Origin of the sequence: Roseovarius sp. THAF9, from assembly GCF_009363715.1 — a bacterium.
GTDB lineage: Bacteria > Pseudomonadota > Alphaproteobacteria > Rhodobacterales > Rhodobacteraceae > Roseovarius.
In genome coordinates this window covers 1408187-1432590 of the sequence record NZ_CP045404.1, presented here as the reverse complement: position 1 = coordinate 1432590, position 24404 = coordinate 1408187, and the positions used below count along the sequence as shown (strand labels likewise).

30 protein-coding genes are annotated in these 24404 nt (G+C 63.4%); 9 read left to right on the top strand and 21 right to left on the bottom strand.

The features are described from left to right. Positions 1 to 5 precede the first annotated feature (5 nt). From FIU86_RS07115 to FIU86_RS07060, 12 genes are all read right to left on the bottom strand, one after another. On the bottom strand, positions 6 to 1790 hold the full coding sequence (locus FIU86_RS07115) for a penicillin-binding protein 2 (RefSeq protein ID WP_152474441.1): 1785 nt from the start codon (positions 1788 to 1790) through the stop codon (positions 6 to 8). Continuing rightward, the gene (locus FIU86_RS07110; RefSeq protein ID WP_172977458.1) at positions 1787 to 2131 is read right to left on the bottom strand and encodes a cell division protein FtsL; all 345 of its coding nucleotides are present in this window, start codon (positions 2129 to 2131) and stop codon (positions 1787 to 1789) included. The genes FIU86_RS07115 and FIU86_RS07110 overlap by 4 nt, the downstream gene beginning before the upstream one ends. Next, on the bottom strand, positions 2131 to 3120 hold the full coding sequence (rsmH, locus tag FIU86_RS07105; protein WP_152474439.1) for a 16S rRNA (cytosine(1402)-N(4))-methyltransferase RsmH: 990 nt from the start codon (positions 3118 to 3120) through the stop codon (positions 2131 to 2133). The genes FIU86_RS07110 and rsmH overlap by 1 nt, the downstream gene beginning before the upstream one ends. 3 nt (positions 3121 to 3123) lie before the next feature. Continuing rightward, entirely contained in the window at positions 3124 to 3627 is a 504-nt protein-coding gene (locus tag FIU86_RS07100; RefSeq protein WP_152474438.1) for a division/cell wall cluster transcriptional repressor MraZ, read from the bottom strand. 737 nt (positions 3628 to 4364) lie between these two features. Continuing rightward, on the bottom strand, positions 4365 to 5054 hold the full coding sequence (locus tag FIU86_RS07095) for a DUF1629 domain-containing protein (RefSeq protein WP_152474437.1): 690 nt from the start codon (positions 5052 to 5054) through the stop codon (positions 4365 to 4367). A gap of 45 nt (positions 5055 to 5099) precedes the next feature. Next, positions 5100 to 5606, bottom strand: a complete 507-nt coding sequence (locus FIU86_RS07090) for a GNAT family N-acetyltransferase (RefSeq protein ID WP_152474436.1) — start codon at positions 5604 to 5606, stop codon at positions 5100 to 5102. Beyond that, entirely contained in the window at positions 5593 to 6582 is a 990-nt protein-coding gene (gene acuI, locus FIU86_RS07085) for an acryloyl-CoA reductase (RefSeq protein ID WP_152474435.1), read from the bottom strand. Before acuI ends, FIU86_RS07090 begins: the two co-directional genes overlap by 14 nt. Positions 6583 to 6736: 154 nt before the next feature. Next, a complete protein-coding gene (locus FIU86_RS07080) occupies positions 6737 to 7840 on the bottom strand; it encodes a dimethylsulfoniopropionate demethylase (protein ID WP_152474434.1) in 1104 nt (367 codons plus the stop codon). Further along, positions 7840 to 8076 (bottom strand): hypothetical protein, encoded by a 237-nt coding sequence (locus tag FIU86_RS07075; RefSeq protein ID WP_152474433.1) that lies wholly within the window; start codon positions 8074 to 8076, stop codon positions 7840 to 7842. Before FIU86_RS07075 ends, FIU86_RS07080 begins: the two co-directional genes overlap by 1 nt. Positions 8077 to 8080: 4 nt before the next feature. Next, a complete protein-coding gene (locus FIU86_RS07070; RefSeq protein ID WP_152474432.1) occupies positions 8081 to 8590 on the bottom strand; it encodes a DinB family protein in 510 nt (169 codons plus the stop codon). Between the two features lie 11 nt (positions 8591 to 8601). Next, complete coding sequence (locus tag FIU86_RS07065) at positions 8602 to 9306, bottom strand: DUF1326 domain-containing protein (protein ID WP_152474431.1); 705 nt, start codon at positions 9304 to 9306, stop codon at positions 8602 to 8604. A gap of 3 nt (positions 9307 to 9309) precedes the next feature. After that, on the bottom strand, positions 9310 to 10113 hold the full coding sequence (locus FIU86_RS07060) for a DUF2182 domain-containing protein (protein ID WP_152474430.1): 804 nt from the start codon (positions 10111 to 10113) through the stop codon (positions 9310 to 9312). Positions 10114 to 10181: 68 nt separating this feature from the next. On the opposite strand from FIU86_RS07060, the gene FIU86_RS07055 reads away from it, so the two are divergent. Beyond that, positions 10182 to 10922, top strand: coding sequence for a FadR/GntR family transcriptional regulator (locus FIU86_RS07055; protein ID WP_152474429.1), 741 nt, complete (start codon positions 10182 to 10184; stop codon positions 10920 to 10922). Between the two features lie 171 nt (positions 10923 to 11093). On the opposite strand, the gene FIU86_RS07050 is transcribed toward FIU86_RS07055, so the two are convergent. The 6 genes from FIU86_RS07050 to FIU86_RS07025 all read right to left on the bottom strand — a co-directional run bounded on the left by FIU86_RS07050 (position 11094) and on the right by FIU86_RS07025 (position 15313). Further along, positions 11094 to 11288 (bottom strand): Trm112 family protein, encoded by a 195-nt coding sequence (locus tag FIU86_RS07050; protein ID WP_152474428.1) that lies wholly within the window; start codon positions 11286 to 11288, stop codon positions 11094 to 11096. Beyond that, positions 11285 to 11929 carry an LON peptidase substrate-binding domain-containing protein gene (locus FIU86_RS07045; RefSeq protein ID WP_152474427.1) on the bottom strand — a complete coding sequence of 215 codons (645 nt, stop codon included), beginning with the start codon at positions 11927 to 11929 and terminating at the stop codon, positions 11285 to 11287. The genes FIU86_RS07050 and FIU86_RS07045 overlap by 4 nt, the downstream gene beginning before the upstream one ends. A 27-nt stretch (positions 11930 to 11956) precedes the next feature. Then, positions 11957 to 12871 (bottom strand): co-chaperone YbbN, encoded by a 915-nt coding sequence (locus tag FIU86_RS07040; RefSeq protein ID WP_152474426.1) that lies wholly within the window; start codon positions 12869 to 12871, stop codon positions 11957 to 11959. Between the two features lie 209 nt (positions 12872 to 13080). Then, the gene (locus FIU86_RS07035; RefSeq protein WP_152474425.1) at positions 13081 to 13371 is read right to left on the bottom strand and encodes a hypothetical protein; all 291 of its coding nucleotides are present in this window, start codon (positions 13369 to 13371) and stop codon (positions 13081 to 13083) included. 193 nt (positions 13372 to 13564) lie between these two features. After that, positions 13565 to 14353 carry an exodeoxyribonuclease III gene (locus FIU86_RS07030; protein WP_152474424.1) on the bottom strand — a complete coding sequence of 263 codons (789 nt, stop codon included), beginning with the start codon at positions 14351 to 14353 and terminating at the stop codon, positions 13565 to 13567. Between the two features lie 273 nt (positions 14354 to 14626). After that, positions 14627 to 15313: a response regulator transcription factor gene (locus tag FIU86_RS07025; protein WP_152474423.1), complete on the bottom strand. Its 687-nt coding sequence runs from the start codon at positions 15311 to 15313 to the stop codon at positions 14627 to 14629. Positions 15314 to 15485: 172 nt separating this feature from the next. Between FIU86_RS07025 and ribA the strand changes: the two genes are divergently transcribed. Further along, positions 15486 to 16568 (top strand): GTP cyclohydrolase II, encoded by a 1083-nt coding sequence (gene ribA / locus FIU86_RS07020; protein ID WP_152477009.1) that lies wholly within the window; start codon positions 15486 to 15488, stop codon positions 16566 to 16568. A 1-nt stretch (position 16569) separates the two neighbouring features. On the opposite strand, the gene FIU86_RS07015 is transcribed toward ribA, so the two are convergent. Both FIU86_RS07015 and FIU86_RS07010 read right to left on the bottom strand, forming a co-directional pair. After that, positions 16570 to 16800, bottom strand: coding sequence for a DUF2842 domain-containing protein (locus FIU86_RS07015; protein ID WP_152474422.1), 231 nt, complete (start codon positions 16798 to 16800; stop codon positions 16570 to 16572). Positions 16801 to 16825: 25 nt separating this feature from the next. Further along, entirely contained in the window at positions 16826 to 18121 is a 1296-nt protein-coding gene (locus FIU86_RS07010) for an adenylosuccinate synthase (RefSeq protein WP_152474421.1), read from the bottom strand. 140 nt (positions 18122 to 18261) lie between these two features. Here FIU86_RS07010 and FIU86_RS07005 point away from each other — a divergent pair, with 140 nt between their 5' ends. The 4 genes from FIU86_RS07005 (at position 18262) to FIU86_RS06990 (ending at position 21673) form a co-directional block, all read left to right on the top strand. Continuing rightward, positions 18262 to 18660 (top strand): DUF6524 family protein, encoded by a 399-nt coding sequence (locus FIU86_RS07005; RefSeq protein ID WP_152474420.1) that lies wholly within the window; start codon positions 18262 to 18264, stop codon positions 18658 to 18660. A 125-nt stretch (positions 18661 to 18785) separates the two neighbouring features. Next, the gene (gene secG / locus FIU86_RS07000; RefSeq protein ID WP_152474419.1) at positions 18786 to 19151 is read left to right on the top strand and encodes a preprotein translocase subunit SecG; all 366 of its coding nucleotides are present in this window, start codon (positions 18786 to 18788) and stop codon (positions 19149 to 19151) included. A 170-nt stretch (positions 19152 to 19321) separates the two neighbouring features. Next, positions 19322 to 20965 (top strand): CTP synthase, encoded by a 1644-nt coding sequence (locus FIU86_RS06995; protein ID WP_152474418.1) that lies wholly within the window; start codon positions 19322 to 19324, stop codon positions 20963 to 20965. A 132-nt stretch (positions 20966 to 21097) separates the two neighbouring features. Continuing rightward, positions 21098 to 21673 (top strand): porin family protein, encoded by a 576-nt coding sequence (locus FIU86_RS06990; protein WP_172977457.1) that lies wholly within the window; start codon positions 21098 to 21100, stop codon positions 21671 to 21673. A 69-nt stretch (positions 21674 to 21742) separates the two neighbouring features. Here the strand turns inward: FIU86_RS06990 and FIU86_RS06985 are convergent, their stop codons facing one another. Beyond that, positions 21743 to 22366 carry a hypothetical protein gene (locus FIU86_RS06985; RefSeq protein ID WP_152474416.1) on the bottom strand — a complete coding sequence of 208 codons (624 nt, stop codon included), beginning with the start codon at positions 22364 to 22366 and terminating at the stop codon, positions 21743 to 21745. 195 nt (positions 22367 to 22561) lie between these two features. Between FIU86_RS06985 and FIU86_RS06980 the strand changes: the two genes are divergently transcribed. Genes FIU86_RS06980 through FIU86_RS06970 form a run of 3 tightly spaced genes read left to right on the top strand, consistent with a single transcriptional unit; the run spans position 22562 to position 24261 of the window. Further along, entirely contained in the window at positions 22562 to 23029 is a 468-nt protein-coding gene (locus FIU86_RS06980; RefSeq protein WP_254703966.1) for a TerB family tellurite resistance protein, read from the top strand. Between the two features lie 57 nt (positions 23030 to 23086). Continuing rightward, positions 23087 to 23524 carry a TerB family tellurite resistance protein gene (locus FIU86_RS06975; RefSeq protein ID WP_152474415.1) on the top strand — a complete coding sequence of 146 codons (438 nt, stop codon included), beginning with the start codon at positions 23087 to 23089 and terminating at the stop codon, positions 23522 to 23524. Continuing rightward, a complete protein-coding gene (locus FIU86_RS06970; protein WP_152474414.1) occupies positions 23521 to 24261 on the top strand; it encodes a phosphate/phosphite/phosphonate ABC transporter substrate-binding protein in 741 nt (246 codons plus the stop codon). The genes FIU86_RS06975 and FIU86_RS06970 overlap by 4 nt, the downstream gene beginning before the upstream one ends. Positions 24262 to 24404: the final 143 nt, after the last annotated feature.

Genomic DNA, 24404 nt, shown 5'->3' with positions numbered 1-24404 from the left:
ACCCGTCAATTCGATGTCAGCGTTATACCTGTTAATGGCGCGGGTTCAATCTCGGGCCTCAGCCCCAACAGCGGCGCCACGCGACGTGTGATTTCCGACGCAACCGGCACCGCGGTCCAACCCGCCGTGCGGCGCGGCTCGGACCCGCTGGTCTCCACCGGCTCGTCCAGCGTCACAACCAGCACGTAGCGCGGATCGTGCGCGGGAAACACGCTGGCAAAGGTGGCGATCACCTTGTCCTCGTAATAGCCACCATTGGGCTTGGGCTTGTCTGCCGTTCCCGTCTTGCCGCCCACGGCATAGCCCTCGACCTCGGCCAAGGATGCGGTGCCTTCGGTGACCACGTGGCGCAGCATCTGCACGGTCTGCGACGCCGCGCGTTCCGACATCACCTTGGGCCCAAGCTGCCCTTTCGGCTGCTTGACCAGCGTCGGCTTCACCAGCCGCCCGCCATTGGCAATCGTGGCATAGGCCGACGCAAGATGCAGCGGGCTGGACGACAGACCGTGCCCATAGGAAATGGTCATCAGCGACAGATCGGTCCATTTGCTTGGCAACAGCGGCTTGCCGCCCTCCGCCTCGACGATCTCGAACGGCGTCGGCTCGAAAAAGCCCAGCGATCTCAGGAATTCCTGCTGCCGGTCGATCCCGATCATCTGCGCAATCCGCGCGGTGCCGATGTTGGACGACTTGACCAACACCTTCTTTACGCTCAACTCGTTGCCGTAATTACGGAAATCACGAATACGATACTTGCCGAAGCGCAGCGGCCCCTTGGTGTCGATCATCGTCGCGGGGTTCACCAGCCCTAGGTCCAGCGCCTGCGCGATGGTGAACGCCTTGAAGACCGAGCCCAGCTCGTACACCCCCTGCACTGCCCGGTTGAACAGCGGGCTGTCGCCCGGCTTTTCGCCCTTGATCGGCGGGCGCGGGCGGTCGTTGGGGTCGAAATCCGGCAGGCTGGCCAGCGCCACGACCTCGCCGGTCTGCACTTCCATCAGCACAGCCGCAGCCCCCTTGGCGTTCATCAGCATCATGCCACCCTGCAACACCCGCTCGACCGCGGACTGCACCGACAGGTCAATGGACAATTGCAACGGCTTGTGACCCATACTCGGGTCGCGCAGCCGCTTGTCATAATATTTCTCGACACCCGCAACGCCGATCACCTCGGCGGCGTGTACACCTTCACGCCCGAAACTCGCACCGCCCAGCAAATGCGCCGCCAGCTTGCCGTTCGGGTAAAGCCGCATCTCGCGCGGCCCGAACAGCAGCCCCGGCTCACCGATATCATGCACCGCCTGGCGCTGCTCGGGGCTCAGTTTCTTCTTCACCCACAAGAACTTGCGCTTGCCGGTGAAATCCTTCTTCAGCCGCTCCACCTTCAGGTCTGGGAAGATTGCCGCCAGTTCCTCGGCGGCACGCTCGGGCTCGACCATCTGCTGAGGCTGGGCATACAGACTGTAGGTCTCGAAATTCGTCGCCAGGATACGGCCCTCGCGGTCCACGATATCGGCCCGCTGGGCCAGGATATCGGCACCGGCGATCCCGGTGCGCGGCTCGGCCGGCTCGGAATTGGCCAGCACGCCCATCCGTCCGCCGATCACGGCAAAGGCGCAGACAAAGAACGCCCCCATCACCAGCAGCCGCCCTTCGGCGCGCATCCGCGCACGGTCGCGCATCTCTTCATGGCGCAGCCGTATGTTCTCGCGCTCGATGGCGTCGGGGTTCTCGCCCGCTTCCCGGGCCTTGAGGATACGCGCCAGCGGGCGCAGGGGTGTGCGGATCATGGCTGCTGCTCCCGTTCCATCACGTCGATCACGTTGGCGATCGGCAACTCCTCTTCACTCGGATAGGCCACCTGGTCGATCCTGCCGAACTGGTAGGGCTGGAACGGCAACAGCCCCAGCTGATCGAAATTGATCTCCACCAGATCGCGCAGGCGGTCGGGCCGGTTCAGATAGGCCCATTCCGCGTTCAGCACCCGCAAGCGTTGCCGCTGGTCGGCAATCTTCTGCTGCACGGCTTCCGACCGCGCTTGCGCGGCCTGCGTTTCATAGTTTTCGCGGTAGGCCCAGAAGGCCAGACCGATGACCATAACGGCGGTCAAAACGTAGAAGAAACTGCGCATCACCTGTCCCCTCGTCGATTATGCGTCTTCAACATCGGCATCCCGATGCTGCCCCTGTCCACTGGCCGCGCCGCGGCCTCCGTGCGCTGCGCCACGCGCAGCTTGGCACTGCGCGCCCGCGGGTTTTCGGCCAGCTCCGCGTCATCCGGCCCGATGGCCTTGCGCGTGTCCTGCCGAAATGTCGGCGGGTCGCGCTCCACCACCGGCGCGTGCCGGCTGCCGCCGCCGGTATTTCCGGTCTTCTCGGCCAAAAAACGTTTGACCATACGGTCCTCGATGGAATGAAACGTCACCACGGCCAGATGACCGCCCGGCTTCAGCGCGCGCTCTGCCGCCTCCAGCCCCGCGACCAGCTCGCCATACTCGTCATTCACCGCGATGCGGATCGCCTGAAAGCTGCGCGTCGCCGGATGCACCTGCCCCGGCTTCGGTCGCGGCAGGCACCCCTCGATGATTTCCGCCAGTTGCAGCGTCGTGACGATCGGCACGTCCTCGCGTTTCTTCACGATGGCCTTTGCTATCCGCCGGCTGGCGCGTTCCTCGCCGTAAAGAAACAGGATGTCCGCCAGCTCCGCCTCCTCCATGGCATTGACCATGTCCGCGGCACTCGGGCCCTCCTGGCTCATCCGCATGTCCAGCGGACCGTCTTTCATGAAGGAAAACCCCCGCTCGGCCCGGTCCAACTGCATCGACGACACGCCGAGGTCCAGCACCACGCCATCCAGGTCCTGCCCATATTCATCCAGCTTGGAAAACGTCCCCTGCACCAGTTGCACCCGATCGTCCAACCATTCAGCCGCCATTTGAATCGCCAGCGGGTCGCGGTCCACGCCGATCACCCTGTCGGCCCCGGCCTCCAGCAACCGGCGGGTATAGCCGCCCGCGCCCAGCGTGCCGTCCAGCCAGACGCCCTGCACCGGCGCCACGGCGCGAAGAATCGGCTCTATCAGAACGGGAACATGGGGATTGTTTGCGGCAGCACTCCCCATCGCTCAGTCCTCCCCGGGCGGATCGATCAGGGTCAGCGGATCGAAATCGCCATCCTGTTCTTCCAGGAAGGCCGCGGTTTCCGCCGCCTCGACCTCTTCGTAAGTGGCCGCGTTCCAGATCTCGAAATAGTCGCCCATCGCGACCATCACCGCCTCACCCTCGAGGCCGATCTGTTGACGCAGGCGCTGGGGCAGCACGATGCGCCCGTCCTTGTCCACTTCCGTGTCCCAGGATTTCCCAAGGATCATCCGGCTGGCGCGCTTGCGCGCGTCCGACCCGCGCGGCAGCTTGCGGATGCCCTCCTCGATCTCGGCCATGGCGTCGATCGTGTAGGCGTGAAGACAGTTTTTCAGATGCGGCCCGTGCAGCACGACGACACGCGGCAACGGGGTTTCGGGGCAGCGCGGATCGCCATCGGCCAGCACAGCGCGAAAATCGGCAGGGATCGACATCCGACCCTTGCCGTCAACCTTCTGGTTGAACTCGCCTCTGAAGCTCAGAACCACTGTCCGGCCCGTCCCTCGTTCCCCCGGTTTCAAAAACTACCGTCCGAAAACGAAACGGCGGATTGAGCTGCTGCCACTGCCCAATCCGCCGCCCTCGTCCCGCTCTCGCGGGGTGTCCAGCTGCGCGCGCCACCTGGGGGGATGTCTGCTCGCCCGCGCGCCGGATCTCTTCGTTCTGATGAAGCGGGTGCCTGTATGAAACCTGCTCTGGTCTTTGTTTTATTCGGGGTCGTTTTGTGCCCCTGTGTCCGTCCTCATCGTGATTAAAGGTATGACATGGTACTTTATGGAACTCAATGAAAAAATGATGCGTTTAGCTACAGGATGTTGATTTTAGCCCCCAACTCAAACAACATCATGTGCCGATAAGAGCCATTTTGACGCACAACTTAGCGGGACCAGCAAAACTCAACACAATATATGGTATGAACCTACCCGAGCGCATTTTTCCCACGTTTTCCCAAAATTTTCTTCCAATGCGATCCAAATACGGGGGCACAGGGCACGAATTCACCGAATCCACCGTCGAATCCGGCGCGATTCCATGGCGCGATTCGCACGAATCCGCCTTTAGGTCCATGATTTCCCGGATCCCGGTCCGGCGGTCCCATGATTTCCCGAAATGAAACGCCATCCGTGCCGTAGGGTGGGTGAAAACCCACGCGCTTCCAGGTGCAACCCGCCTGCGTCCGCCCCGTCGCGCGCCAATTACCGGTCGTGGACTCCTCGGAACCGCCCTACCTGTCGTCCGTCACGGCGATTTCCCGAAACCGCCATCCTTTACAGCCGACACCTTCAGCGATCTCCTTGAACACATCGGTGCAGACGACGGTTTTGGTCAAGGTATCACGCCAGATCAGCGCATCTGCCACACGCGACCGCAGCACCGCGCGGCCGGACCCCGAAATCGTGTTGAAATAGCTGCCGTCGCCCCGCTTCTGAGGCCCGATCTGCGTGCGGTCCTGATCCCAGCAATCCCGGCGCGCCAGAAGATTGGCCAGAAAAAACGGCCCGCCCGCGATCGGCGTCTTGTGTACATCATCCCATGTGCGCTCCATGCGCACGAACTCGAACAAAGCAGGATCGACCGCCTCGATCGCGTTCTTGAGACGCCCTGAAAACAAGGGGATGGCCTTGAGGCTTTCACCAAACGGCTTGATGACATCGAATGTCCGCTCTGCCTTGGGCCTGCTCACGCACCAGATCTTATGAAACTCGGCACGGGTCTTGTCGGTAAACCTACCACCCTTGACCGTGGCACCATACGACAACGGCCCGCCATGCTCGTATTTCATGTCACGGCCGGGAACCCACTCGCCTTCATAATCGTCATAATGGATCCGCTCACCATAGTCCGGTGCACGCGCGAACACGTAATCCAGGAAATCCGGCGTACCGTAATTGCCCGCGATCAAGTAGCACTTCATCGTCAACCGCCGCCTCTCGACTGAGCGCGCAGAGAGCAAGCCACTTCAGCTCCCCAGCCACTTGAACATCACCAGCGCATCCACCAGCCCCTGCTTCGGATGCCGGAACGCCTTCGGCAACCGCCCCACCGTCTCGAAGCCCAGCTTCGTCCACAGCGCGATGGCCCCCTCGTTGCTGGTCACGACGAAGTTGAACTGCATCGCCGTATATCCCAGCTCCCGCGCCACATCCTGGCTGTGCTCACACAGCGCCCGCGCCACGCCCCGTCCGCGCGCGGCAGGCGCAGTGATGTAACCGCAGTTGCAAACGTGACTGCCCCCGCCCGCCTGGTTCGTCCTGATGTAATAGGTCCCCAGGATCTCGCCCGCGGATTCCGCCACGTAAGTCGCACGCGGGGCCTCGCACCAACATTCCATCAGCCGGCTTTGCGACAGGTCCGGCTCGATGGCATAGGTGTCGCCTGCGCGCACCACGTCGCGCAGGATCGGCCAGAGCGCGTCGGCATCGCCTTCGCGCACCAGCCTTATGGTCAGATCATCACGCGTTGACATCGACGACGACGCGGCCCTTCACCTGGCCCTTCAGGATGTCGCGGCCCAACCCCGGCAGGTCCGACAGGGTCGCGGGCTGCACCATGCTCTCCAGCTTGTCCATCGGCAGGTCCTTGGCGATCCGCTCCCACGCGCGCAGCCGGTTGTCATAGGGCTGCATGACGCTGTCGATGCCCAGCAGGTTCACACCGCGCAGGATGAACGGCGTGATCAGCGCACCCTCGATGGCCGCGCCACCGGCAAGGCCAATCGCCGCGACCGAGCTGCCATATTCCATCTGCTTCAGCACCCGGCCCAGCATGGCGCCCGCCACCGCATCGACGCAACCGCCCCAGGCTTCCGCCTCCAGCGGCTTCTTGGTGACTTCGGTCAGTTCCTCGCGCGGCACGATCTGGCTGGCCCCAAGGCTCTTGAGGTACTCCTCCTGCTCCGGTCGCCCCGTGACAGCCGCCACCTCGTGCCCCAACTTGGCCAGGATCGCCGTGGCCACGCTGCCCACGCCGCCCGCGGCCCCGGTCACAAGAACAGGGCCTTTCTTCAGTCCCTGGTCCTCCAGCGCCATGACGGCCAGCATCGCTGTAAACCCGGCAGTGCCCACGGCCATCGCCTGACGGGTGTCCAGCCCCTCGGGCAGCGGCACCAGCCAGTCGGCTTTCACGCGCGCCTTCTGGGCATAGCCGCCCCAATGCGCCTCGCCCACGCGCCATCCGGTCAGCACCACCTTGTCACCAGGGCTGTACCGGTCGTCCGAGCTTTCCTCGACCGTCCCGGCAAAATCGATCCCCGGCACGTGCGGGTACTTCCGCACCAGACCACCGCCCGGCCCGATGCACAGCCCGTCCTTGTAGTTCACCGTCGAGTACTCGACCGCGACCGTCACCTCGCCATCAGGCAGGTCGTCCAATCCGATCTGCTTCACCTCCGCCGAGGTCTTGCCGCTCTCTTCGTCCTTCTCGACAACCAATGCGTTGAACATGTCCACTCTCCTGTCTTGCTTAGCGAGGCTCACCCGCTTTCATCGTTTGCGAACAAAGCCGGGGCCGCACCAACGCCGCCCCTGCTTTTTCTTGCTCGAAATACTCCGGGGAGCGCGAGGGGCTGGCCCCTCGCTTCCCCCTCCGAAGCAGGTGTCAGTTCCAGAAACCTTCCTGCACCACCCCGCGCCGGACCTGGTCCGGCGCCTCGATCTGCACCTCGGTGCCCGCGTCCCAATGGGTCATCCGCACCATGCCGATGGCCACGTTGGTGTTGAAATCCGGGCTCCACGCCGCGGAACTCACTCGCCCCACCCGCTTGCCATTCGCCGTCACCGGCCACCACCGGTCACAGGGCGGCACTTTCGGGCCGTCGATGGCAATGGCGCAGATCTGCTGCACCGGGCCTTCCTTGGCCACCCGCAAAAGCGCATCACGGCCGATACAGCCAATAGCGCTCTGCGTGTTGCAGAACCGGCCCAGTCCGCATTCATGCGGCGTGTTATCGTCGGTCATGTCGTTGCCATAGCTCAGCAGACCGCTCTCGACCCGTTCGATCAGGTTGGGGCACCCGGCATGCACGTCCAGGTCGCGACCCGCCTCCATCAGCGCGTTCCACAGCGGCATCCCGATATCTTCGCCCTCGACATAAATCTCGAAGCCGCCCTGCTTGGAATAGCCCGACCGCGCGATCACCATGTCGCGCCCCTGGAAGTCGAACACGCCAAAGCGGAAGAACCGGATATCGCGTACGCCGTCGCCAAAGACCCGTGCCATCAACTCTTCCGCCTTCGGCCCCTGCACGGCCAAGGGCGAAACGTCCGGCTCATCCACCAGCACATCCAGCCGCCAGCCATGCGCCGTGGCCTTCACCCAATACAGCAGGTCACTGTCGGCAATCGAGATCCACCAGCGATCCTCCGACAGCTTCACCGACACCGGGTCGTTCAGCATGCCCCCGGTCTCGTCCACGATGGGCACGTAGTAACACTGCCCCGCCGTCATTCCCCGCAGGTCGCGCGGCGTCAGCATCTGCATCAGCCGCCCCGCATCCGGCCCGCGCAGCTCCACCTGCCGCTCGCAGGCCACATCCCAGACCTGCACCGCGTCCTTCAGATGTCGATAATCCTCCTCGATCGACCGGAACACCGTCGGCAACAGCATGTGGTTGTAAACCGTGTAGCCTTTGACCCCGGCGGCCTCGACCCCCTCGGAAAAAGGCGTGCGCCGCAACCGGCGCGACAGGGAAATCATCGGCATCACACAGATCCCTTCAGGTTGCTCTTGCAGATCACCGGCGCATCGCCGGTGGCGGAATAGGCTGCGACGCCGCAGGCCGCACAGCGATACTCGACGAACCGACCATTGCTGTTGCCGGTCTCGCTCCACTTGCACGCCCGCTTGGCCGGTTTCTTCCCCACCCCGCCCATGCGCCCCCGCTCTGGGCTCAGGGCGACAGCCACGATCACCACCAGCGCCAGGACAAAGGCCAGCATCGGCTCAGCCCTCCCCGGGCATCAGAAACAGGTCGCTCACCGGCGCCTCCAGCCCGGCGGCGGTCATCATCGCGTGCACCTGCCCCCGGTGATGGGTCTGGTGGTTGAACATATGCGTGACGCACAAGGCGCGCGGCGTCACCATGTCCCGCCCCAGAGTGCCGGAATACCACCGCAACTCGCCGGTCAGGTCCATCGCCCGCAGAGAATTGGCCCAATGACCGATCTTGCCGTCGACGTGATACCGCTCCGCGCTCCACGCCCCCAGCGTCGGATGCATCTCCACGCTCTTCTTCACGCCGACCTTCGGCACCTCGACCGACGGATCGAACCGCGCCATCCACATCAGGTCCCCCCAAAGCAAATGGTTCAACGTCCCAAGGATCGAGCCAAAGAAGGCCCCGCGATCCTCGGTCAGCACTTCCAGCGGCTGTGCGTCCAGCGCCTCGGTCAGCTGCCGGTTCTGCCACGCATTGTACCGCGCCATCATGCGGCAATAGTCCGGTGTGATCATCGAAGGCGCCCCTACTTCGGCCCTTTCCAGTCGATCGGACAGACCTCCGCCGACATGCCGCCGAAATCCCAGACACGGCCATAATCCCGCACCCGGCTTTTCGTGCCCCTTGCGGCGATGATATCCGGCCCCATCCAGTATTTCGAGTTCGTCACCATCACCGGATGATCCGGGCTCGCCCCGTCGATCATCTCGATCTCGCCCTGGATCTTGCGCCCGATATACAGCCCGCGCTTCTTGCCATCGCGCACGATCTCGACCTTCTCGCGCTCCGCCCCGATGATCTCGCTCACCAGCATGGTAAACAGACCCGTCGTGCCCCCTGCCGCACCGCTGAAGATCTGCAGGATCCCGTTATACGCCTTCCCGCTGGCGCGCTCGTCCACATAGGCCGCCACCTTCCAGTTGCCCTCGCCCATGCGCCCCGGAATATCCACCAGAAGGCCGACATTCAGACCAGACAGATCCTCGCCCTCGTAATGGCCCTCGTCGATCGCAATCGCCATCCACGCATGACAATGCCCTTCGGTGGGCGGATGCGCCCCAAGGCTCACCACGCAGGGACAGAACACCGTGCATGAGCAGTTCAGGAACAGCTCGCCCTTGATCGCCCATTCCGTCGGCGTCATCTTGCGCCGCTTTGGATTGGCCATCCGGTTGTCGATACGCTGCGACACCGGCAGCTTGTCGGCGTCTTTCCGGCGTGTCAAAGCCATGTCCTATCCTCCCGTTACCAGCGGCGCGGCCAGAACCGCCACCCCGCCCGCGATCAGCGCCACACCCATCGGCCGGATCACCCGGTGCCCGATCTGCGGCAATTTCTCCAATACCATGAAAAGCGTGGCCAGGCCCATCCAAAGCAGGCTCATCACGCCGCCCACGAAGCCCAGCGCCATGAAACCCCAGCAGCACCCAACGCAGAACGCGCCCAGCCCCAGCCCCATGCGCACGCCCCCGCCAAAGCCCGTGCGCCAATGGCCCAGGAAATAGGTCATCGGGCTGTGGCACACCCCGTGGCACACTTCCTTGGCTCGCGTGAACTGAAACGCCCCCACGACGATCAGCAGCCCGCCGGCAATGGCAGTTGACTTGGCGATCCCCAGCATGTCGATCACCCCGCCATAGAGCAGCGCCACCTGCACCCCCGCGATCACCGCCGCGAACCCGACCCAGGCGATGGAATACCCCGCCAGCACGCCCAGCCACCCGGCGGTCGTGCCATCGGCGCTGCGGCACAGGTCATCGTAACAGCGCAACGTCGGCACCATGGTCGGCAGCATCATCGCCGCCATCATGATGGCCCACATGACAAACAGCGGCCCGAACCGGTCCATCGCCATACCGCCACCCATGCCCATCTCCATGCCGGGCTGCATGGAACGCATCTTCTCGCCCATCGGCCCGGGCCGCCCGATCAGGTCCAGGTCCATGCCCGTCGCCATCAGGTACATCACCACCCACGCCGCCAGGATCGCCGCGAAAAACGCCAGCCAGGCAAAGGACCGCAAGGAAAGAGCCGACATGCCGAAGAACACCCTTGGTTCGAGTCACGATTGCCCTTATGAATGTCAGACAATTAAAGGTCTGACAAATGAAAACCGCCAGCCCCGCCACACCGCGCCAAGACTTGTCCGCCCAGATCGCCGAGGCGATCCGCGACGCCATCGTCGAAGGCCGCATGATCACCGGCGAACGCCTGCCCTCCGAGGCCGAATTGTCCGAGCAATTCGGCGTCTCCCGCTCCACCGTGCGCGAGGCGCTCAAGCGGCTGGCCGCCCAATCCCTCATCCGCACCCAGCGCGGCGCCTTCGGCGGCGCCTTCGTCAACCGGCTCAGCTACACCGACGCCTACAGCCAGCAGATCACGACCTCCACGCTGCTTCTGTCGATGAATGCCGTCAGCTTCGAAACCGCCTGCGAGGCCCGCTACACCCTCGAACGCGCCTGCGCACCCCTTGCCGCCGGGCGCCGCACCGAGGACAGCCTTGCCACCATGCGCATCGAGATCGCCCGCCAGTCGCAACCCGATCTTTCGGGCGAAGCCTTCTGCGCCTCCGACGTGACCCTGCACCGTGCGCTTGTCGACGCGGCGGACAACCCCGTGCTCAGCTATCAATTGGCTGGCGCGGTTGAAGCGATGCAGCCCTTGATGAACATGATCACCTTCACCGCCCGCTCGCGCGAAGAAATCGTCAGCCTGCACACCGCCCTTACGGACGCGCTGGAGCGCGAGGATGCCACCGCCGCCGACAACGCCTTGCACCGGCTCGAGGCCTATACCCTCACCCTTGGCCGCAACGTAATGGCCACCCGCGCGCACAAGCGCACCTGACGCCGCACCGCGCCGCCCTGGTCTTCCTCTGGCCCAAAATATCCCCGCCGGTGGCTCCGCCGGCACCACCCGCACACCGATCGAACAACGTGTCACGCCGCCCCTCGCCCCGAGGCGGCGGCCCCCGGCCGACGCCTAGACATCAAGCGTGCGCGCCTCGCGCGCACACCGCTAGTCCAAGCTGCGCGCCTCGTCGATCAGCAGAATCGGAATGCCCGAGCGGATCGGAAAGGCCAGCCCGGCGTTCCGGCTGACCAGTTCCTGCGCCTCCGCATCGTATTCCAGCACCGAATGCGTCTGCGGGCAGATCAGCGCCTCCAGCATGTGCCGGTCGAACTCCGGCGCCGCGACATCCGCGTCACTCATTGCATCATCTCCCTGTCGTCGCCGCCGCGCAGATCGTACTCGATCAGCGTCACCAATGTCTCGCGCCGCGTCGACAGGCTCGGCGCCTCAAGCAGCGCCTGCTTGTCCTCCGGCTCGAACCCCAAGAGCATCGACAGGGAATTGATCAGCAACTCGTCCTCGGCGTCCTTCAGCGACTCCCAGTCGGTCGACAGCTCCCGCGCATCGAAATAGCGCGACAGAAGATTCATGAAGGACTCCCGGTTGAAGCCCGGATCGCTGTCACCGGGCTCGAGATCCTGCTCGAACCCGTCCCAGCTGACCTGCGCCCGGCGATAGGGGGTGAACCCCTCCACCTCGGACGACACGCGAAAGCGCGACACGCCAGACAGCGTGATCATGTAGCGCCCGTCCTCGGTTTCGGAAAATTGCGTCACCTTGCCCGCACAGCCGATCCGGTGCAGGCCGTGCTCGCCCGCTCGCGCACCGGGGTCCGGCTGCACCATTCCAATCAGGCGATGCGGCGTCTTCAGCGCATCGTCGAGCATCGCCAGATAGCGCGGCTCAAAAAGATGCAACGGCAGTCGCGAGCGCGGCAAAAGCAGCGCGCCCGGCAACGGAAAGACCGGGATTACCTCCGGCAGATCACCCTGTAATATCATGTTCGGGGACGTAGCCCGTGCAGCCCATCAGGCAAATATCATCGAGCTCAATTTGCGCCGCCCCGCCTGCGCCACCGGATCGCCCGGTTTCAGCGCGTCGAAGATGGTAAAAAGCTGCGTCTTGGCCGCCGCGTCATTCCACTCCCGGTCACGCCGGAACAGCTCCAGGAGTTCGTCCACCGCCTCCTGCGTCTGGCCCGACGCGTGCAGCGCCTGCGCCAGGTCGAACCGCGCCTGGTGATCGTCCGGATCGGCCTCGACCTTGGCGCGCAATTCGCTCACCGGTCCTGCATCCGCGGCCTGCCGCGCCAATGCCAGCTGCGCCGCCGCCGCTTCCAGTTCCGGTGCCTTGGAAATTTCCGCCGGCGCGCCGTTCAGGATCGCCTCGGCCTGATCCAGATCGTCCATCGCGATATGGCTCGACACCAGCCCGGCATAGGCGGCGGCATTCTTGTCGTCCTCCTGCAGGATCGCGGCAAAGGTCTGCGCCGCGTCCGTAGCCGCGCCCTGGTCCAGCATCTCCTGCGCCGCCGCAATCGCCTCTTCCAGGCCCGAGTCGCCTGCCTCGCCGCCGGCGGCCTGCACCACGCGGCTCACGAAAGCATCGATCTCCGATCCCGGTACAGCGCCTTGGAACCCGTCGATTGGCTGGCCCTGCCAGAAGGCATAGACCATCGGGATCGACTGCACCCGCAATTGCTGGGCGATCATCTGGTTCTCGTCCACATTGACCTTGGCCATCTTCACCGCGCCGTTCGCCTTGGTGACCGCCGCCTCCAGCTGCGGGCCCAGCGTTTTGCACGGGCCGCACCAGGGTGCCCAGAAATCGACGATCACCGGCACACTCTGCGAGGCTTCGACGACCTCGGTCATGAAGTCCGCCTCCGTGACGTCCTTGATCAGGTCGGTTTGGGGTTGGGTCTGGCCGCCAAGTTCAAGCATCGGATCCTCCGCATCGCGTGGGCATGTAAGTTGCCGTCTAAATGGCCCACGCGGCCCCATGTTGCAAGGGGCGGCACCGTTGCCGACGTTACCTGTGCGCGCGGCGGGGTCATGAACCGGGGCTTGGTCCGGGACGAAAAATGCCACCGACGCGATGCCACCCGAATACCGACCCGATACCGACGTCGCATTCCGGGCCGTCGAATCGATTAACTCGGGCCCTCGGGCCGCGGCAAACACCCCGTCAATCCGGCGGGCAGAACCACCCGCCCCCCGGCCCGATAAGGCGCCAATCCAAGCCTCGGCACGTCGGCCCGCACCGCCACCCGGGCCTCGCCGCCGCCAACCACCGCCGCGCCATCGGGCAGCCTGGTTACGAATTCATCCTCTGCAAACAGCACGATAGCGCCCGGCGCCGCATCCGTCGCCACCATCACCAGCATCAACGTCCCGACCCACCGCGCCACCACGCAAGCCAACGCCCAGCGCCTCATAGTCATGGATATGTTCCAGGCGCAGGCGGCCCATCCCTGTCGCGGCCTGCATCTGCCGCAACTTTTCGGCCAGGTCGGTCACGTTAACCACTATCGGGTGGAGCGAATCCCCATAGCCCTGCCGTGCAAAGGATTGGATCGCCCCGTCCACCTCCTCGGCCTGCGACAGCGCGGTGAACATGATCTCATCATTGTCCGCTTAAAGGTCAAAGGTCGCAAAGACCGGCGCATGGTCCGAAGGCTTTTCCCAGCCTCTCGCAGCCCTCAGAATACGGCTGGAATGCGCTGCGGACTTGATGTCGTCACTGGCCCAGATGTGATCCAGCCGCCGGCCCTTGTCCGCCGCATCCCAGTCCTTGGCTCGGTAGGACCACCAGCTGTAAAGCTGCCCTTCCGGAATGTCGGCACGGGTGACATCGGTCCAGTTCCCGGCCTCCTGCGCATCGCCCATATGTTCCACTTCGACAGGCGTATGGCTGACCACTTTCAGAAGCTGCTTGTGGCTCCAGACATCGTCCTCGCGCGGGGCGATGTTTAGGTCACCTACAAGAATGGATTTTCCGGGCTTGTCCTCGCGGAACCAATCGCGCATCTCGGTCAGGTAATCCAGCTTCTGCCCGAACTTCACGTTCACCTCGCGGTCCGGCACGTCGCCGCCCGCAGGAACATAGAAGTTATGGATCACCACGCCGTTCTCCAACTCGCCCGCCACGTGCCGCGCATGTCCCAGCGACGCGAAATCCTTGTCGCCCACATCCCTGATCGGCAGCTTCGACAGGATCGCGACGCCGTTATACCCCTTCTGCCCCCGCGCGATCATGTGGCTGTAGCCCAGCGCCGCGAACCCCTCCAAAGGGATCTTCTCGACCGGCGACTTGCACTCTTGCAGGCACAGGACATCCGGCGCCTCCTCCTGCAACAGCTTCAGCACGATCGGCTCGCGCAGGCGGACCGAGTTGATGTTCCAGGTGGCAAGCGTGAAGGACATGGGGCTCCTGTCAGTTCGGCGTATCGGGTCCCGGCGATATAAAACCCAGCGCATCGCGCAGCACAAGTAGTAAGGTATCGGGCGTCCCGGGGATGGCCGGTCGTCTTCCCGTCGCACCGGCGTCGGGCGACATAGATCTTCTGTCGGAGTTGACAAAAAAAGACCCCGGCCAGGCCGGGGTCAGTCCAACAGGGAGGTGCATAGAGTTAGGCCCGTATGCGGCGGGTTGGGTATTCTGTTACCGGCCAGCGCAAAGCGCAGCCTTGACCCAGATCAAGCCAGAAGGCGGTAGCCGCCCGACTCTGTCACCAACAAACGCGCGTTGGAGGGATCTGGTTCGATTTTTTGACGCAGGCGGTAGATGTGCGTCTCCAGCGTGTGGGTCGTCACACCGGCATTGTAGCCCCAGACCTCGTGCAAAAGCATGTCGCGCGCCACCACGCCGTCAGGCGATCGGTAAAGGAATTTCAGGATGTTTGTTTCCTTTTCCGTCAGCCGGATCTTTCGATCCTCGTCGGTGATCAGCATCTTCATGGCCGGCTTGAACGTGTAGGGTCCAAGCTGGAAAATCGCGTCTTCGGACTGCTCGTGCTGGCGCAGCTGCGCGCGGATGCGGGCCAACAGCACGGGAAACTTGAACGGCTTGGTGATATAGTCGTTGGCGCCGGCATCAAGACCCAGGATCGTGTCGGCATCTCCGTCATGGCCGGTCAGCATCACGATCGGCGCTTTCACGCCCTGCTTCCGCATCAACCGGCAAAGCTCACGTCCGTCCGTGTCGGGCAGGCCCACATCGAGGATCACCATGTCATAGATCCCGTCCTTCGCATGCGCCATGGCCTCCGACCCGTTCCCGGCCTCGAGGACATCGAAATCCTCGGTCATCACCAGTTGCTCACTCAAGGCCTCGCGCAGGTCCTCGTCATCGTCCACGAGCAGAATTTTCTTCAGCTGAGCCATTGTCTTGTTCCTCTTTGCCTGCAAGTTATCTGTGCCACGACGCCGCGCCGGACAAGATCTGTGACAGGTCAATCACGGGCTAGTTATGGCAGAGCGTGAAATGTTTCATTCGGTTACAAAAGCCTGTAATCGAGTCGCTCGAATTAACTTCACGGATCAGGAAGGGCGCGTGATGCAGCTTGGCCCCGACAAGACGGAACTCCTCGCGCGGGCCCGCGCCGATCTTCGCATGGGGGTGCCGGTGGTATTGCGCGACGGCGACTCGCTTGCCATTATCGCGGCGGCGGAAACCTGCGATCCGGCCCGTCTCGACGCGTTGCAGTCGGCAGGTCTGGAACTGCATCTGGCCATCTCGGCCCGCCGCGCCGCAACGCTGAAAGCCCGCGCCTATGACGGCGACCTCGCGCGTGTCATCGTCCCGAAAGAGGCGCCGTTGTCTTGGGTGCAGGCCGTGGCGGACCCGGCGGACGATCTACGGAGCCCGATGAAGGGCCCGCTCACCTCGGCACGCGAAGGCAAGGCCGACACCCATCGCGCGGCGCTGCTGCTGGTCAAATCCGCCCGCCTTTTGCCTGCCGCGATCGTCATGGCGATCCCGGCCGATACGCTCGACACTGCATTGACCACGCTCAAAGTGGCCGACATCACCGCGCATCTCAAAGCAGCAAGTCCAATGCACAAAGTGGTCAGCGCCCGGCTGCCTCTCGAAGTATCCGAGGCCGGACGTCTTCACATCTGGCGGCCCGAGGACGGCGGGGAAGAACATTACGCCATAGAAATCGGCAGCCCCGCACGGCACGAACCAGTCTTGTCACGCCTGCATTCCGCCTGTTTCACCGGTGACCTTCTTGGCAGCCTGAAATGCGATTGCGGACCGCAGTTGCGGGCGGCATTGGCGCAGATGGGGGCCGAGGGCGCCGGCGTGCTACTCTATCTTAACCAAGAGGGGCGCGGCATCGGCCTGGCCAACAAGATGCGCGCCTACGCTTTGCAGGATCAGGGCTTCGATACGGTCGAGGCCAATCACCGGCTGGGGTTCGAGGATGACGAACGCGATTTTCGCATCGGCGCAGATATATTGCGCAACATGGGCTTCGGCGCCGTGCGCCTGCTGACCAACAACCCCGCCAAGATCGACATGATGAAAAGCTGCGGCATCGACGTGGTGGAACGCGTGCCGCTTAAGGTCGGCGAAGGGGCGCATAACCGCGCGTATCTCGCCACCAAGGCTGCGAAGTCAGGGCACTTGCTTTAGCCTAGTCTCTTGCGTCCGGGTCCGGCTGCCCCACACCGCGGAAAATGGGTTTCAGCGGCAGGACCCACGCGATACCAAGCACGATGAAAACCACCAGCTCGGTCAGAAAACCGACATCATACCGGGTCCTTAGCCAGTCCGTCAGGTTTACCGCCACCACGATGTAAAGCGGCAGGGCGATCAGCAGGATCACCAGCGACCAGCGGCGGCGGGCTTTGTAACTCAGGGCCATGCGGTCCTCTAAGGCTGTGTCGGTCTCAGTCTGCGAAGGGGTCGGTCACGAGGATCGTGTCCTCCCGCTCCGGCGAGGTTGAGAGTAGAGCGACGGGGCATTGGATCAACTCCTCGACCCGGCGCACATACTTGATGGCGTTGGCGGGCAGGTCGGCCCAGCTGCGCGCACCCTCGGTGGTCTCGGACCAGCCCTGCATTTCCTCGTATATGGGCTTGCAGCGCCATTGCTGATCGGTCGCCGTGGGCAGATAATCCAGCTGCTTACCGTCCAGTTCGTATCCCACGCAGATCTTCAGCGTGTCAAAGCCGTCCAGCACGTCCAGCTTGGTCAGCGAAATCCCGGTCACGCCCGATGTTGCACAGGTCTGGCGCACAAGCGCTGCATCAAACCAGCCGCAGCGCCGCTGACGGCCCGTGACGGTGCCGAACTCGCGCCCGCGTTCCCCCAAACGCTGACCATCCTCATCCTGCAACTCGGTCGGGAACGGGCCTTCGCCCACGCGAGTCGTATAGGCCTTGACGATTCCCAGCACGTAATCGATCGCCCCCGGCCCCATGCCGACGCCCGTGGCGGCCTGCCCCGCGATGACATTCGAGGAGGTCACGAACGGATAGGTACCAAAGTCGATGTCCAGCAGCGCACCCTGCGCGCCCTCGAACAGGATTCGCTTGCCCGCCTTGCGCTGGTCGTTCAGCACCTTCCAGACCGGCGCGGCATAGGGCAGCAACTCCTGCGCGATGGATTTCAGCTGCGCCACCAGCTTGTCGCGATCCACCGGCTCAATTCCCAACCCTTTGCGCAAAGGATCGTGGTGCTGCAACGCGCGGTCGACGCGCGCCTCCAGCGTTGCGTCGTCGGCCAGGTCCGCGACGCGGACCGAGCGGCGGCCGACCTTGTCCTCGTAGGCCGGGCCGATGCCGCGTCCGGTGGTGCCGATCTTGGTGCCCTTGCTCGCCGCTTCTTCGCGGGCACGGTCAAGCTCGCCGTGGATCGGCAGGATCAGCGGTGTATTCTCTGCGATCATCAGCGTCTCGGGGCTGATCTCGACCCCCTGCTCGCGGATCGAAGCGATTTCGTTGACCAGATGCCACGGGTCCAGCACCACGCCATTGCCGATCACGCTCAGCTTGCCGCCGCGCACCACGCCGGACGGCAGCGCGTTCAGCTTGTACACCTTGCCGTCGATCACAAGCGTGTGGCCCGCGTTGTGCCCGCCCTGGAACCGCGCGATCACGTCCGCGCGCTCACTCAGCCAGTCAACGATCTTGCCTTTTCCCTCGTCACCCCATTGGGCGCCGACAACGACGACATTTGCCATGAAAACCTCTCAGGCGGTGATTGAACCCCGCGCCCGTATACCCACACCGCCAGTCGTGCGAAACCGGAATTTCGCGCGCAGGCTGGACAGTATTGCCTGCGGCGGGCACACCTTGTCCGACACGAGCCAGAAGAGCACAGATGACCGGATTTATCCTAAGATGGGCATTGGCCTTCATCCTGCTGGCTGCAACGTACAACCCGACACGGTACAACTTCATCGTCTGGGCGCAGGAAAACTGGGACGCGCAAATGCCGCTGACCGTGCTCTTTGCGCTGCTGCTTCTGGTGGGTTACATCATCTACCTGCGCGCCACTCTGCGCTCGATTGGGGCGTTTGGAATGGGCTTGATCCTCGCTATCGCAGCAGCCTTGGCGTGGGTGCTCGTCGACTACGGCTTCCTCGACCTCGACGATCCGACCCGGAACCTCTGGCTGGGACTTGTGGCGCTTTCTTTGGTTCTGGGCATCGGCCTCAGCTGGAGCCACGTGCGCCGCCGCCTGTCGGGACAATCCGACATGGATGACGTCGACGAGTAGGCCCTTGCTGGCGCGCCCTTTCCGACCGGGCCGTCGGCCAAGCACACTGGGCTGAAAACGGCGGGTTGCGGGGGACGCCCGAATTGCTTAGATACCGCCCATCCGAACCCGAGGGACCACGTCTTATGGAAAATGTCATCCTGCTTGTTCACCTGCTGCTGGCGCTCGCGCTGATCGGTGTCGTGCTGTTGCAGCGCTCCGAAGGCGGAGGCCTTGGCATGGGCGGCGGGGGTGGCAACGTGTCCACAGGGCGGTCCAGCACCACGGCGCTTGGCAAGCTGACATGGGTGCTCGGCCTGTCGATCTTCGCCACCACGCTGACCCTGACGGTCATCGCGGCACAGAACGCAGGCGGATCCTCGGTTCTGGACCGGATCACCGACGACAGGCCCGCGGCCGAGGAAAGCGATCCTGCGCTGGATGACAGCGGCGATGGCCTTCTGCCACCGTCGGCGGGCGACGACGCTCCTTTGACACCCACCGCGGACTGATCCAGAAGCACCACTAAGGCTTGCGGATGCGCATACGCGTGTCACAGCATATTGCGCCTTTCATCCGAATCCTTTAATGCTCGAGTCCCGTGGTGATGCGGTGCCTTGGGCGTCGATTCGGCCGCATCTAACTGGCGACTAACGCCGCAATCACGGGGGATTGCCAGCGCATGGCACGTTACATTTTCATTACCGGCGGCGTTGTTTCCTCTCTCGGCAAGGGCCTTGCCTCTGCGGCACTCGGCGCGCTTTTGCAGGCGCGCGGCTTTTCGGTGCGGCTGCGCAAGCTGGATCCCTACCTGAACGTCGACCCCGGTACGATGTCGCCGTTCGAACATGGCGAGGTCTTCGTCACCGATGACGGCGCTGAAACCGACCTCGACCTTGGCCATTACGAACGCTTCACCGGCGTCCCAGCGCGAATGACGGATTCGGTCAGTTCGGGCCGCATCTATTCCAACGTGCTGGAGCGCGAGCGCCGCGGCGACTACCTTGGCAAGACCATTCAGGTCGTGCCCCACGTCACCAACGAGATCAAGGATTTCATCGGCATCGGCGATGACGAGGTCGATTTCATGCTGTGCGAGATCGGCGGCACCGTCGGCGACATCGAGGGTCTGCCCTTCTTCGAGGCGATCCGCCAGTTCAGCCATGACCGCCCGCGAGGGCAGTGCATTTTCATGCATCTGACGCTTCTGCCGTACCTCGCCGCCAGCGGCGAATTGAAGACGAAGCCGACGCAGCATAGCGTGAAGGAACTGCAATCCATCGGGATCGCGCCCGATATCCTCGTCTGCCGCTCCGAACAGCCGATCCCGGAAAAGGAGCGCGAGAAGATCGCGCTGTTCTGCAACGTCCGCAAAGAGGCCGTGGTCGCGGCCTATGACCTCAATTCAATTTACGAGGCCCCGCTGGCCTATCATCATGAGGGGCTGGATCAGGCCGTTCTGGATGCGTTCAGCATCTCTCCCGCGCCGCGCCCGGACCTGACCACGTGGCAGGACGTGGGCGACCGCATCCACAACACCGACGGCGCGGTCAACATCGCCATCGTCGGCAAGTACACGCAGCTGGAAGACGCCTACAAGTCCATAAAGGAGGCACTGACCCATGGCGGCATGGCGAACCGGGTCAAGGTCAATGTCGAATGGGTCGATGCCGAGGTTTTCGACCGCGAAGACGCCGCGCCGCACCTCGAAGGCTACCACGCGATCCTCGTGCCAGGCGGCTTTGGCGAACGCGGCACGGAAGGCAAGATCAAGGCCGCGCAATTCGCCCGCGAGCGCAAGATCCCCTATCTGGGCATCTGCCTTGGCATGCAAATGGCGGTGATCGAGGCCGCGCGCAACAAGGCGGGTTTGAAAGACGCAGGCTCGGAAGAGTTCGACCATGAGGCCGGCAAGAAACGCTTCACTCCGGTTGTCTATCACCTCAAGGAATGGGTGCAGGGCAACGAAAAGGTCAAGCGCAAGGTCACTGACGACAAGGGCGGCACGATGCGTCTAGGCGCCTATGACGCTGTGCTCAAGGAAGGGTCGAAAGTGGCCGAGGTCTATGGCGGCACTGCCATCGACGAGCGTCACCGCCACCGCTATGAAGTGGACATCGAGTACCGCAAACAGCTTGAGGCGTGCGGGCTGGTCTTTTCCGGAATGTCGCCCGACGGCCGTTTGCCGGAAATCGTTGAGTGGAACGATCATCCGTGGTTCATCGGTGTGCAGTTCCATCCCGAGCTGAAATCGAAACCGTTCAAGCCGCACCCGCTGTTCGCGGACTTCGTGCGTGCCGCTGTGGAAACCTCGCGCCTCGTTTGATTCCGGCTAAAGGTAAATAAAATCAGGTCTTAATAAGTTTTTGACGGCTGATTTGAACCGTCGCTCATGTCGCGCCGACCTATGACCGAGCCCCGGGATTGTCCCGGGCCGCGCATAGACATGAGGTATATTATGAAAAAGTTCTACCGCTCCCTGACCGCCGCCGCAGCCCTGTCCGCGGCTCTTGCCACCACTGCCGTCGCCCAGGATGCCGAGAAATGGGAAGGCTTCTACGCCGGCGGCAAGCTGAGCATGCAGTCGCTCGATTTCAGCGGCTCGCCCATCAACCTAGACTCGGCCGGCAATTTCGCCGTTTTCGGGGGCTACAACCACGCGATTGCCCCCAACTGGGTTCTGGGCGGCGAACTGGAATACGGCAGCGTGATGAGCCATAACCTTGTCGGCCCGATCGACGTGGATCTGGAAAACAACATCCATCTGCGGGCACGCGGCGGGTATGCGTTCGGCAACTCTCTGATCTACGGGACCGCCGGTTATGGCTGGTCAGACTGGAATGTCGATTTTGCCGGGCTCAGCGGGTCCGCCGATGGGTTCTCCTATGGTATCGGCTTCGAGACGCTGCTGAGCGAGAACGTCTCGACCCGGTTCGAATACACCCGCACCGACTATGACTTCTCGGGTCCGGGCCTCGCGGGGCAATCGGGCGAAGTCGACAGGCTGTCCGTGGGCATCGCTTACAAATTCTGAAGCACTATTTCGCAGACATATTCAAGGCGCCTGCGCAGGGCGCCTTGTCGTCGTTGCGGTCCGACGCGGTCAGAACCGCAGGTTCGTCAGATCGTCGTTGGGGTCTTCTTGAGGCGGATGAAAGCGCAGCATCCGACGCGAGACACCAAGTTCGAGCACCGGGCTGAACAGGTCCCGCAACAGCGAGCGGCTTTCGTGGTAGACGGCCGTTTCGGCCGCGCGGTCGAGGCGCAGCTCATTCTCCAGAAGCGTCGCGACGATTCGTTCGTCCAGAATATAGCGGCCCTGCCGGCCTTCCTGCCGGTCCTCGGCCTGTGTTTCGAGCCATCTCATGATCCGCGAACGATCTTCAACGTCCTGATCGGGCCACACCAGATAGAACCCGGAATTCAGCCGCAGGCAGATCGAGTCCAGCATGAGCGCTGTGCCGGCCAGTTCCTCGGGTATCTCGCGTTTCGGCATATAGTTGAAACGATGCGGCTCGCCATTGAGAAATACGGTCAGCGCCGTGCCCAAATCCATGAACTTCTGTGCCATGCCCCAGCCAATTACCCTCCGAGGGTCGCCGGACCAGTCGTAAGCCCGAAGAAAGCGGCGCGCCTGGACTTGCGTACAGCCGCGCAGATAGGACAGCTGCTCCTCCGGGGCGGCGGTCCAAACGGTGGCAGCAGGCTTTGCAACGTTACGAGGCATGGTGGGCTTCACACTCGAGGATATCATGCGGATGACTGCAACGTGACGCGCGAACATGCCGTTTGTTGGGAGCAAATGTGTCACGTTTCCGGCGTCCGCCACCGATGCGCGGATTTACGCCTGCAATTTTGTTTTCCTGCTTACAGCTGACGCTGTAAACGTGACCAAACGATCTTTGATACACGGAGCCGCCCCATGGAAAAAGCCTCGCTGCTTCACCGTTTGCTGCACGCGTTCGACGCGCCCGAACCGGCGCCCCTGCCCGCCCCCGACGAAAAGCTGGCGCTTGGTGCGCTGATGGTGCGCGTGGCGATGTCTGATCACAGCTACAAGTTTGCAGAGGTCCACCGGATCGACCTGCTGCTGGGCCGGTTATTCGGACTTGGGCCGATCGAGGCGGCCAAGATGCGCGCGACCTCCGAGCGGCTGGAGCGCGATGCACCCGACACCGAGAAATTCGGCGACATCCTTCGCAAAACGATCAGCTTTGCCGCGCGTGTCGACGCTCTCGAAGCGCTGTGGGAAGTGACGCTGGCCGATGGCGTCCGGCGCGAAGAAGAACTGGAAGTGCTGGAAGACGTGCGCCAAACGCTTGGCCTGTCGCCCGATGACAGCGACGCCGCACGCGCCCGGGCCGAAACCGAACTGGGTGGCAGCCAATAGCGTCCCGGCGCGCAGATTCTCGTTGGCGGCGGCGGGTGGGTTGCCTATATCCCCTTCATGTTTGCTGATTTTCTGAAAAAACTCACCGACTCGACGCCCGAAACCCTGCCCCACGAGGATGCCCGGCTGGCGCTGACGGCTCTGCTGGTGCGCATCGCTCGATCGGACGGGCATTTCGATGCGGAGGAGCGGCAGCGTATACTCGCCATTGCGCAAAGACGCTACAAGTTGTCCGAAGCGGATGCTGGCGCGTTGCTGGAGCAGGCCGAGCAGTTGGAAGGCGAAGCGCCGGACACCGTGCGCTTTACCCGTGCCATCAAGGACGCCGTGGCCTATGACGACCGCCTGCGCGTGATCGAGGCTCTGTGGCAAGTGGCGCTGGCCGATGGCGAGCGCGATGCAAGCGAGGACGCGATCATCCGGATGGCGTCGAACTTCCTCGGCGTGACCGACATGGACAGCGCTCTTGCCCGCCAACGCCAGGAGAAGGAATGATCGCCAGCCTGCCGATGCACGATCGGCCTGAGATCAGGGCGGCGACGGACAGCTTCTGGCAGGCGATAAGACAGGCGCTTGGACGCGGTCCCGAAACACTGACGCGCGAGGGCGACCCATGGGACCAATGGCAATCCCCCGATCTATTGCTGTCTCAGACCTGCGGATACCCCTACCGCGCCCGCCTGCATGGCAAGGTTCGGATCGTCGGCACGCCGGATTTCGGACTGGATGGGTGTGGACCCGGCGAATATCGCTCGGTCTTCGTGGCGCGCAAGGACGATCCCCGCAGCGATCCGGCCGAATTTTCCGCTGCGCGCTTCGCCTATAACGAACCGATGTCGCAAAGCGGCTGGGCCGCTCCCGGCGCCTATGCCGAAGCGCGCGGTTTCGCCTTCGCCGACACGCGGCGCACCGGCAGCCATCAGGTCTCGGCCCACGCCGTGGCGGAAGGTCAGGCCGATCTGGCCGCGCTCGACGCGCAAAGCTGGCAGCTGATGCAGCGCTATGACAGCTTCGCAGACAAGCTGCACGTCATTGCCGCGACACCGCCCACACCCGCGCTGCCCTTCATCACGGCGAATGGACAGGACGCCGACGCGATCTTCACTGCCCTTCAGACTGCGGTCGAGGTCTTGCCAAGCGAGACGCGCGACGCCCTAGACCTGCGCGGGATCGTGCGCCTACCGCCCGCGGCTTACCTGGCGGTGCAAACCCCGGCCCCGCCGCCCGCTTGACGCCACGGTACCCCGCCGCATTCGCCCAAAACCCGGGCAATCCGTACGAAACGGACGAAAAAACATCGTTTTGCAAGTTGCATTGGCCCAGAATTGCTGTCCTATTGTCCGGTGTGACTGCCTGACCTGCAAACCGGAAGCTG

What these genes read in the sequence shown, in the direction of transcription:
- FIU86_RS07055 (WP_152474429.1), top strand. Translation starts at nt 10,182, where the DNA reads ATGAAAACCGCCAGCCCCGCCACACCGCGCCAAGACTTGTCCGCCCAG.
- secG (WP_152474419.1), top strand. Translation starts at nt 18,786, where the DNA reads ATGGAAAATGTCATCCTGCTTGTTCACCTGCTGCTGGCGCTCGCGCTG.
- FIU86_RS07070 (WP_152474432.1), bottom strand. Translation starts at nt 8,590, where the DNA reads ATGATCACACCGGACTATTGCCGCATGATGGCGCGGTACAATGCGTGG.
- FIU86_RS07040 (WP_152474426.1), bottom strand. Translation starts at nt 12,871, where the DNA reads ATGCTTGAACTTGGCGGCCAGACCCAACCCCAAACCGACCTGATCAAG.
- FIU86_RS07060 (WP_152474430.1), bottom strand. Translation starts at nt 10,113, where the DNA reads ATGTCGGCTCTTTCCTTGCGGTCCTTTGCCTGGCTGGCGTTTTTCGCG.
- FIU86_RS07045 (WP_152474427.1), bottom strand. Translation starts at nt 11,929, where the DNA reads ATGATATTACAGGGTGATCTGCCGGAGGTAATCCCGGTCTTTCCGTTG.
- FIU86_RS07075 (WP_152474433.1), bottom strand. Translation starts at nt 8,076, where the DNA reads ATGCTGGCCTTTGTCCTGGCGCTGGTGGTGATCGTGGCTGTCGCCCTG.
- FIU86_RS07095 (WP_152474437.1), bottom strand. Translation starts at nt 5,054, where the DNA reads ATGAAGTGCTACTTGATCGCGGGCAATTACGGTACGCCGGATTTCCTG.
- FIU86_RS07065 (WP_152474431.1), bottom strand. Translation starts at nt 9,306, where the DNA reads ATGGCTTTGACACGCCGGAAAGACGCCGACAAGCTGCCGGTGTCGCAG.
- FIU86_RS07115 (WP_152474441.1), bottom strand. Translation starts at nt 1,790, where the DNA reads ATGATCCGCACACCCCTGCGCCCGCTGGCGCGTATCCTCAAGGCCCGG.
- ribA (WP_152477009.1), top strand. Translation starts at nt 15,486, where the DNA reads ATGCAGCTTGGCCCCGACAAGACGGAACTCCTCGCGCGGGCCCGCGCC.
- FIU86_RS06985 (WP_152474416.1), bottom strand. Translation starts at nt 22,366, where the DNA reads ATGCCTCGTAACGTTGCAAAGCCTGCTGCCACCGTTTGGACCGCCGCC.
- FIU86_RS06995 (WP_152474418.1), top strand. Translation starts at nt 19,322, where the DNA reads ATGGCACGTTACATTTTCATTACCGGCGGCGTTGTTTCCTCTCTCGGC.
- FIU86_RS07080 (WP_152474434.1), bottom strand. Translation starts at nt 7,840, where the DNA reads ATGCCGATGATTTCCCTGTCGCGCCGGTTGCGGCGCACGCCTTTTTCC.
- FIU86_RS06990 (WP_172977457.1), top strand. Translation starts at nt 21,098, where the DNA reads ATGAAAAAGTTCTACCGCTCCCTGACCGCCGCCGCAGCCCTGTCCGCG.
- FIU86_RS07035 (WP_152474425.1), bottom strand. Translation starts at nt 13,371, where the DNA reads ATGACTATGAGGCGCTGGGCGTTGGCTTGCGTGGTGGCGCGGTGGGTC.
- FIU86_RS07030 (WP_152474424.1), bottom strand. Translation starts at nt 14,353, where the DNA reads ATGTCCTTCACGCTTGCCACCTGGAACATCAACTCGGTCCGCCTGCGC.
- acuI (WP_152474435.1), bottom strand. Translation starts at nt 6,582, where the DNA reads ATGTTCAACGCATTGGTTGTCGAGAAGGACGAAGAGAGCGGCAAGACC.
- FIU86_RS06970 (WP_152474414.1), top strand. Translation starts at nt 23,521, where the DNA reads ATGATCGCCAGCCTGCCGATGCACGATCGGCCTGAGATCAGGGCGGCG.
- FIU86_RS07025 (WP_152474423.1), bottom strand. Translation starts at nt 15,313, where the DNA reads ATGGCTCAGCTGAAGAAAATTCTGCTCGTGGACGATGACGAGGACCTG.
- FIU86_RS06980 (WP_254703966.1), top strand. Translation starts at nt 22,562, where the DNA reads ATGGAAAAAGCCTCGCTGCTTCACCGTTTGCTGCACGCGTTCGACGCG.
- rsmH (WP_152474439.1), bottom strand. Translation starts at nt 3,120, where the DNA reads ATGGGGAGTGCTGCCGCAAACAATCCCCATGTTCCCGTTCTGATAGAG.
- FIU86_RS07005 (WP_152474420.1), top strand. Translation starts at nt 18,262, where the DNA reads ATGACCGGATTTATCCTAAGATGGGCATTGGCCTTCATCCTGCTGGCT.
- FIU86_RS07050 (WP_152474428.1), bottom strand. Translation starts at nt 11,288, where the DNA reads ATGAGTGACGCGGATGTCGCGGCGCCGGAGTTCGACCGGCACATGCTG.
- FIU86_RS07015 (WP_152474422.1), bottom strand. Translation starts at nt 16,800, where the DNA reads ATGGCCCTGAGTTACAAAGCCCGCCGCCGCTGGTCGCTGGTGATCCTG.
- FIU86_RS07090 (WP_152474436.1), bottom strand. Translation starts at nt 5,606, where the DNA reads ATGTCAACGCGTGATGATCTGACCATAAGGCTGGTGCGCGAAGGCGAT.
- FIU86_RS07110 (WP_172977458.1), bottom strand. Translation starts at nt 2,131, where the DNA reads ATGCGCAGTTTCTTCTACGTTTTGACCGCCGTTATGGTCATCGGTCTG.
- FIU86_RS07010 (WP_152474421.1), bottom strand. Translation starts at nt 18,121, where the DNA reads ATGGCAAATGTCGTCGTTGTCGGCGCCCAATGGGGTGACGAGGGAAAA.
- FIU86_RS06975 (WP_152474415.1), top strand. Translation starts at nt 23,087, where the DNA reads ATGTTTGCTGATTTTCTGAAAAAACTCACCGACTCGACGCCCGAAACC.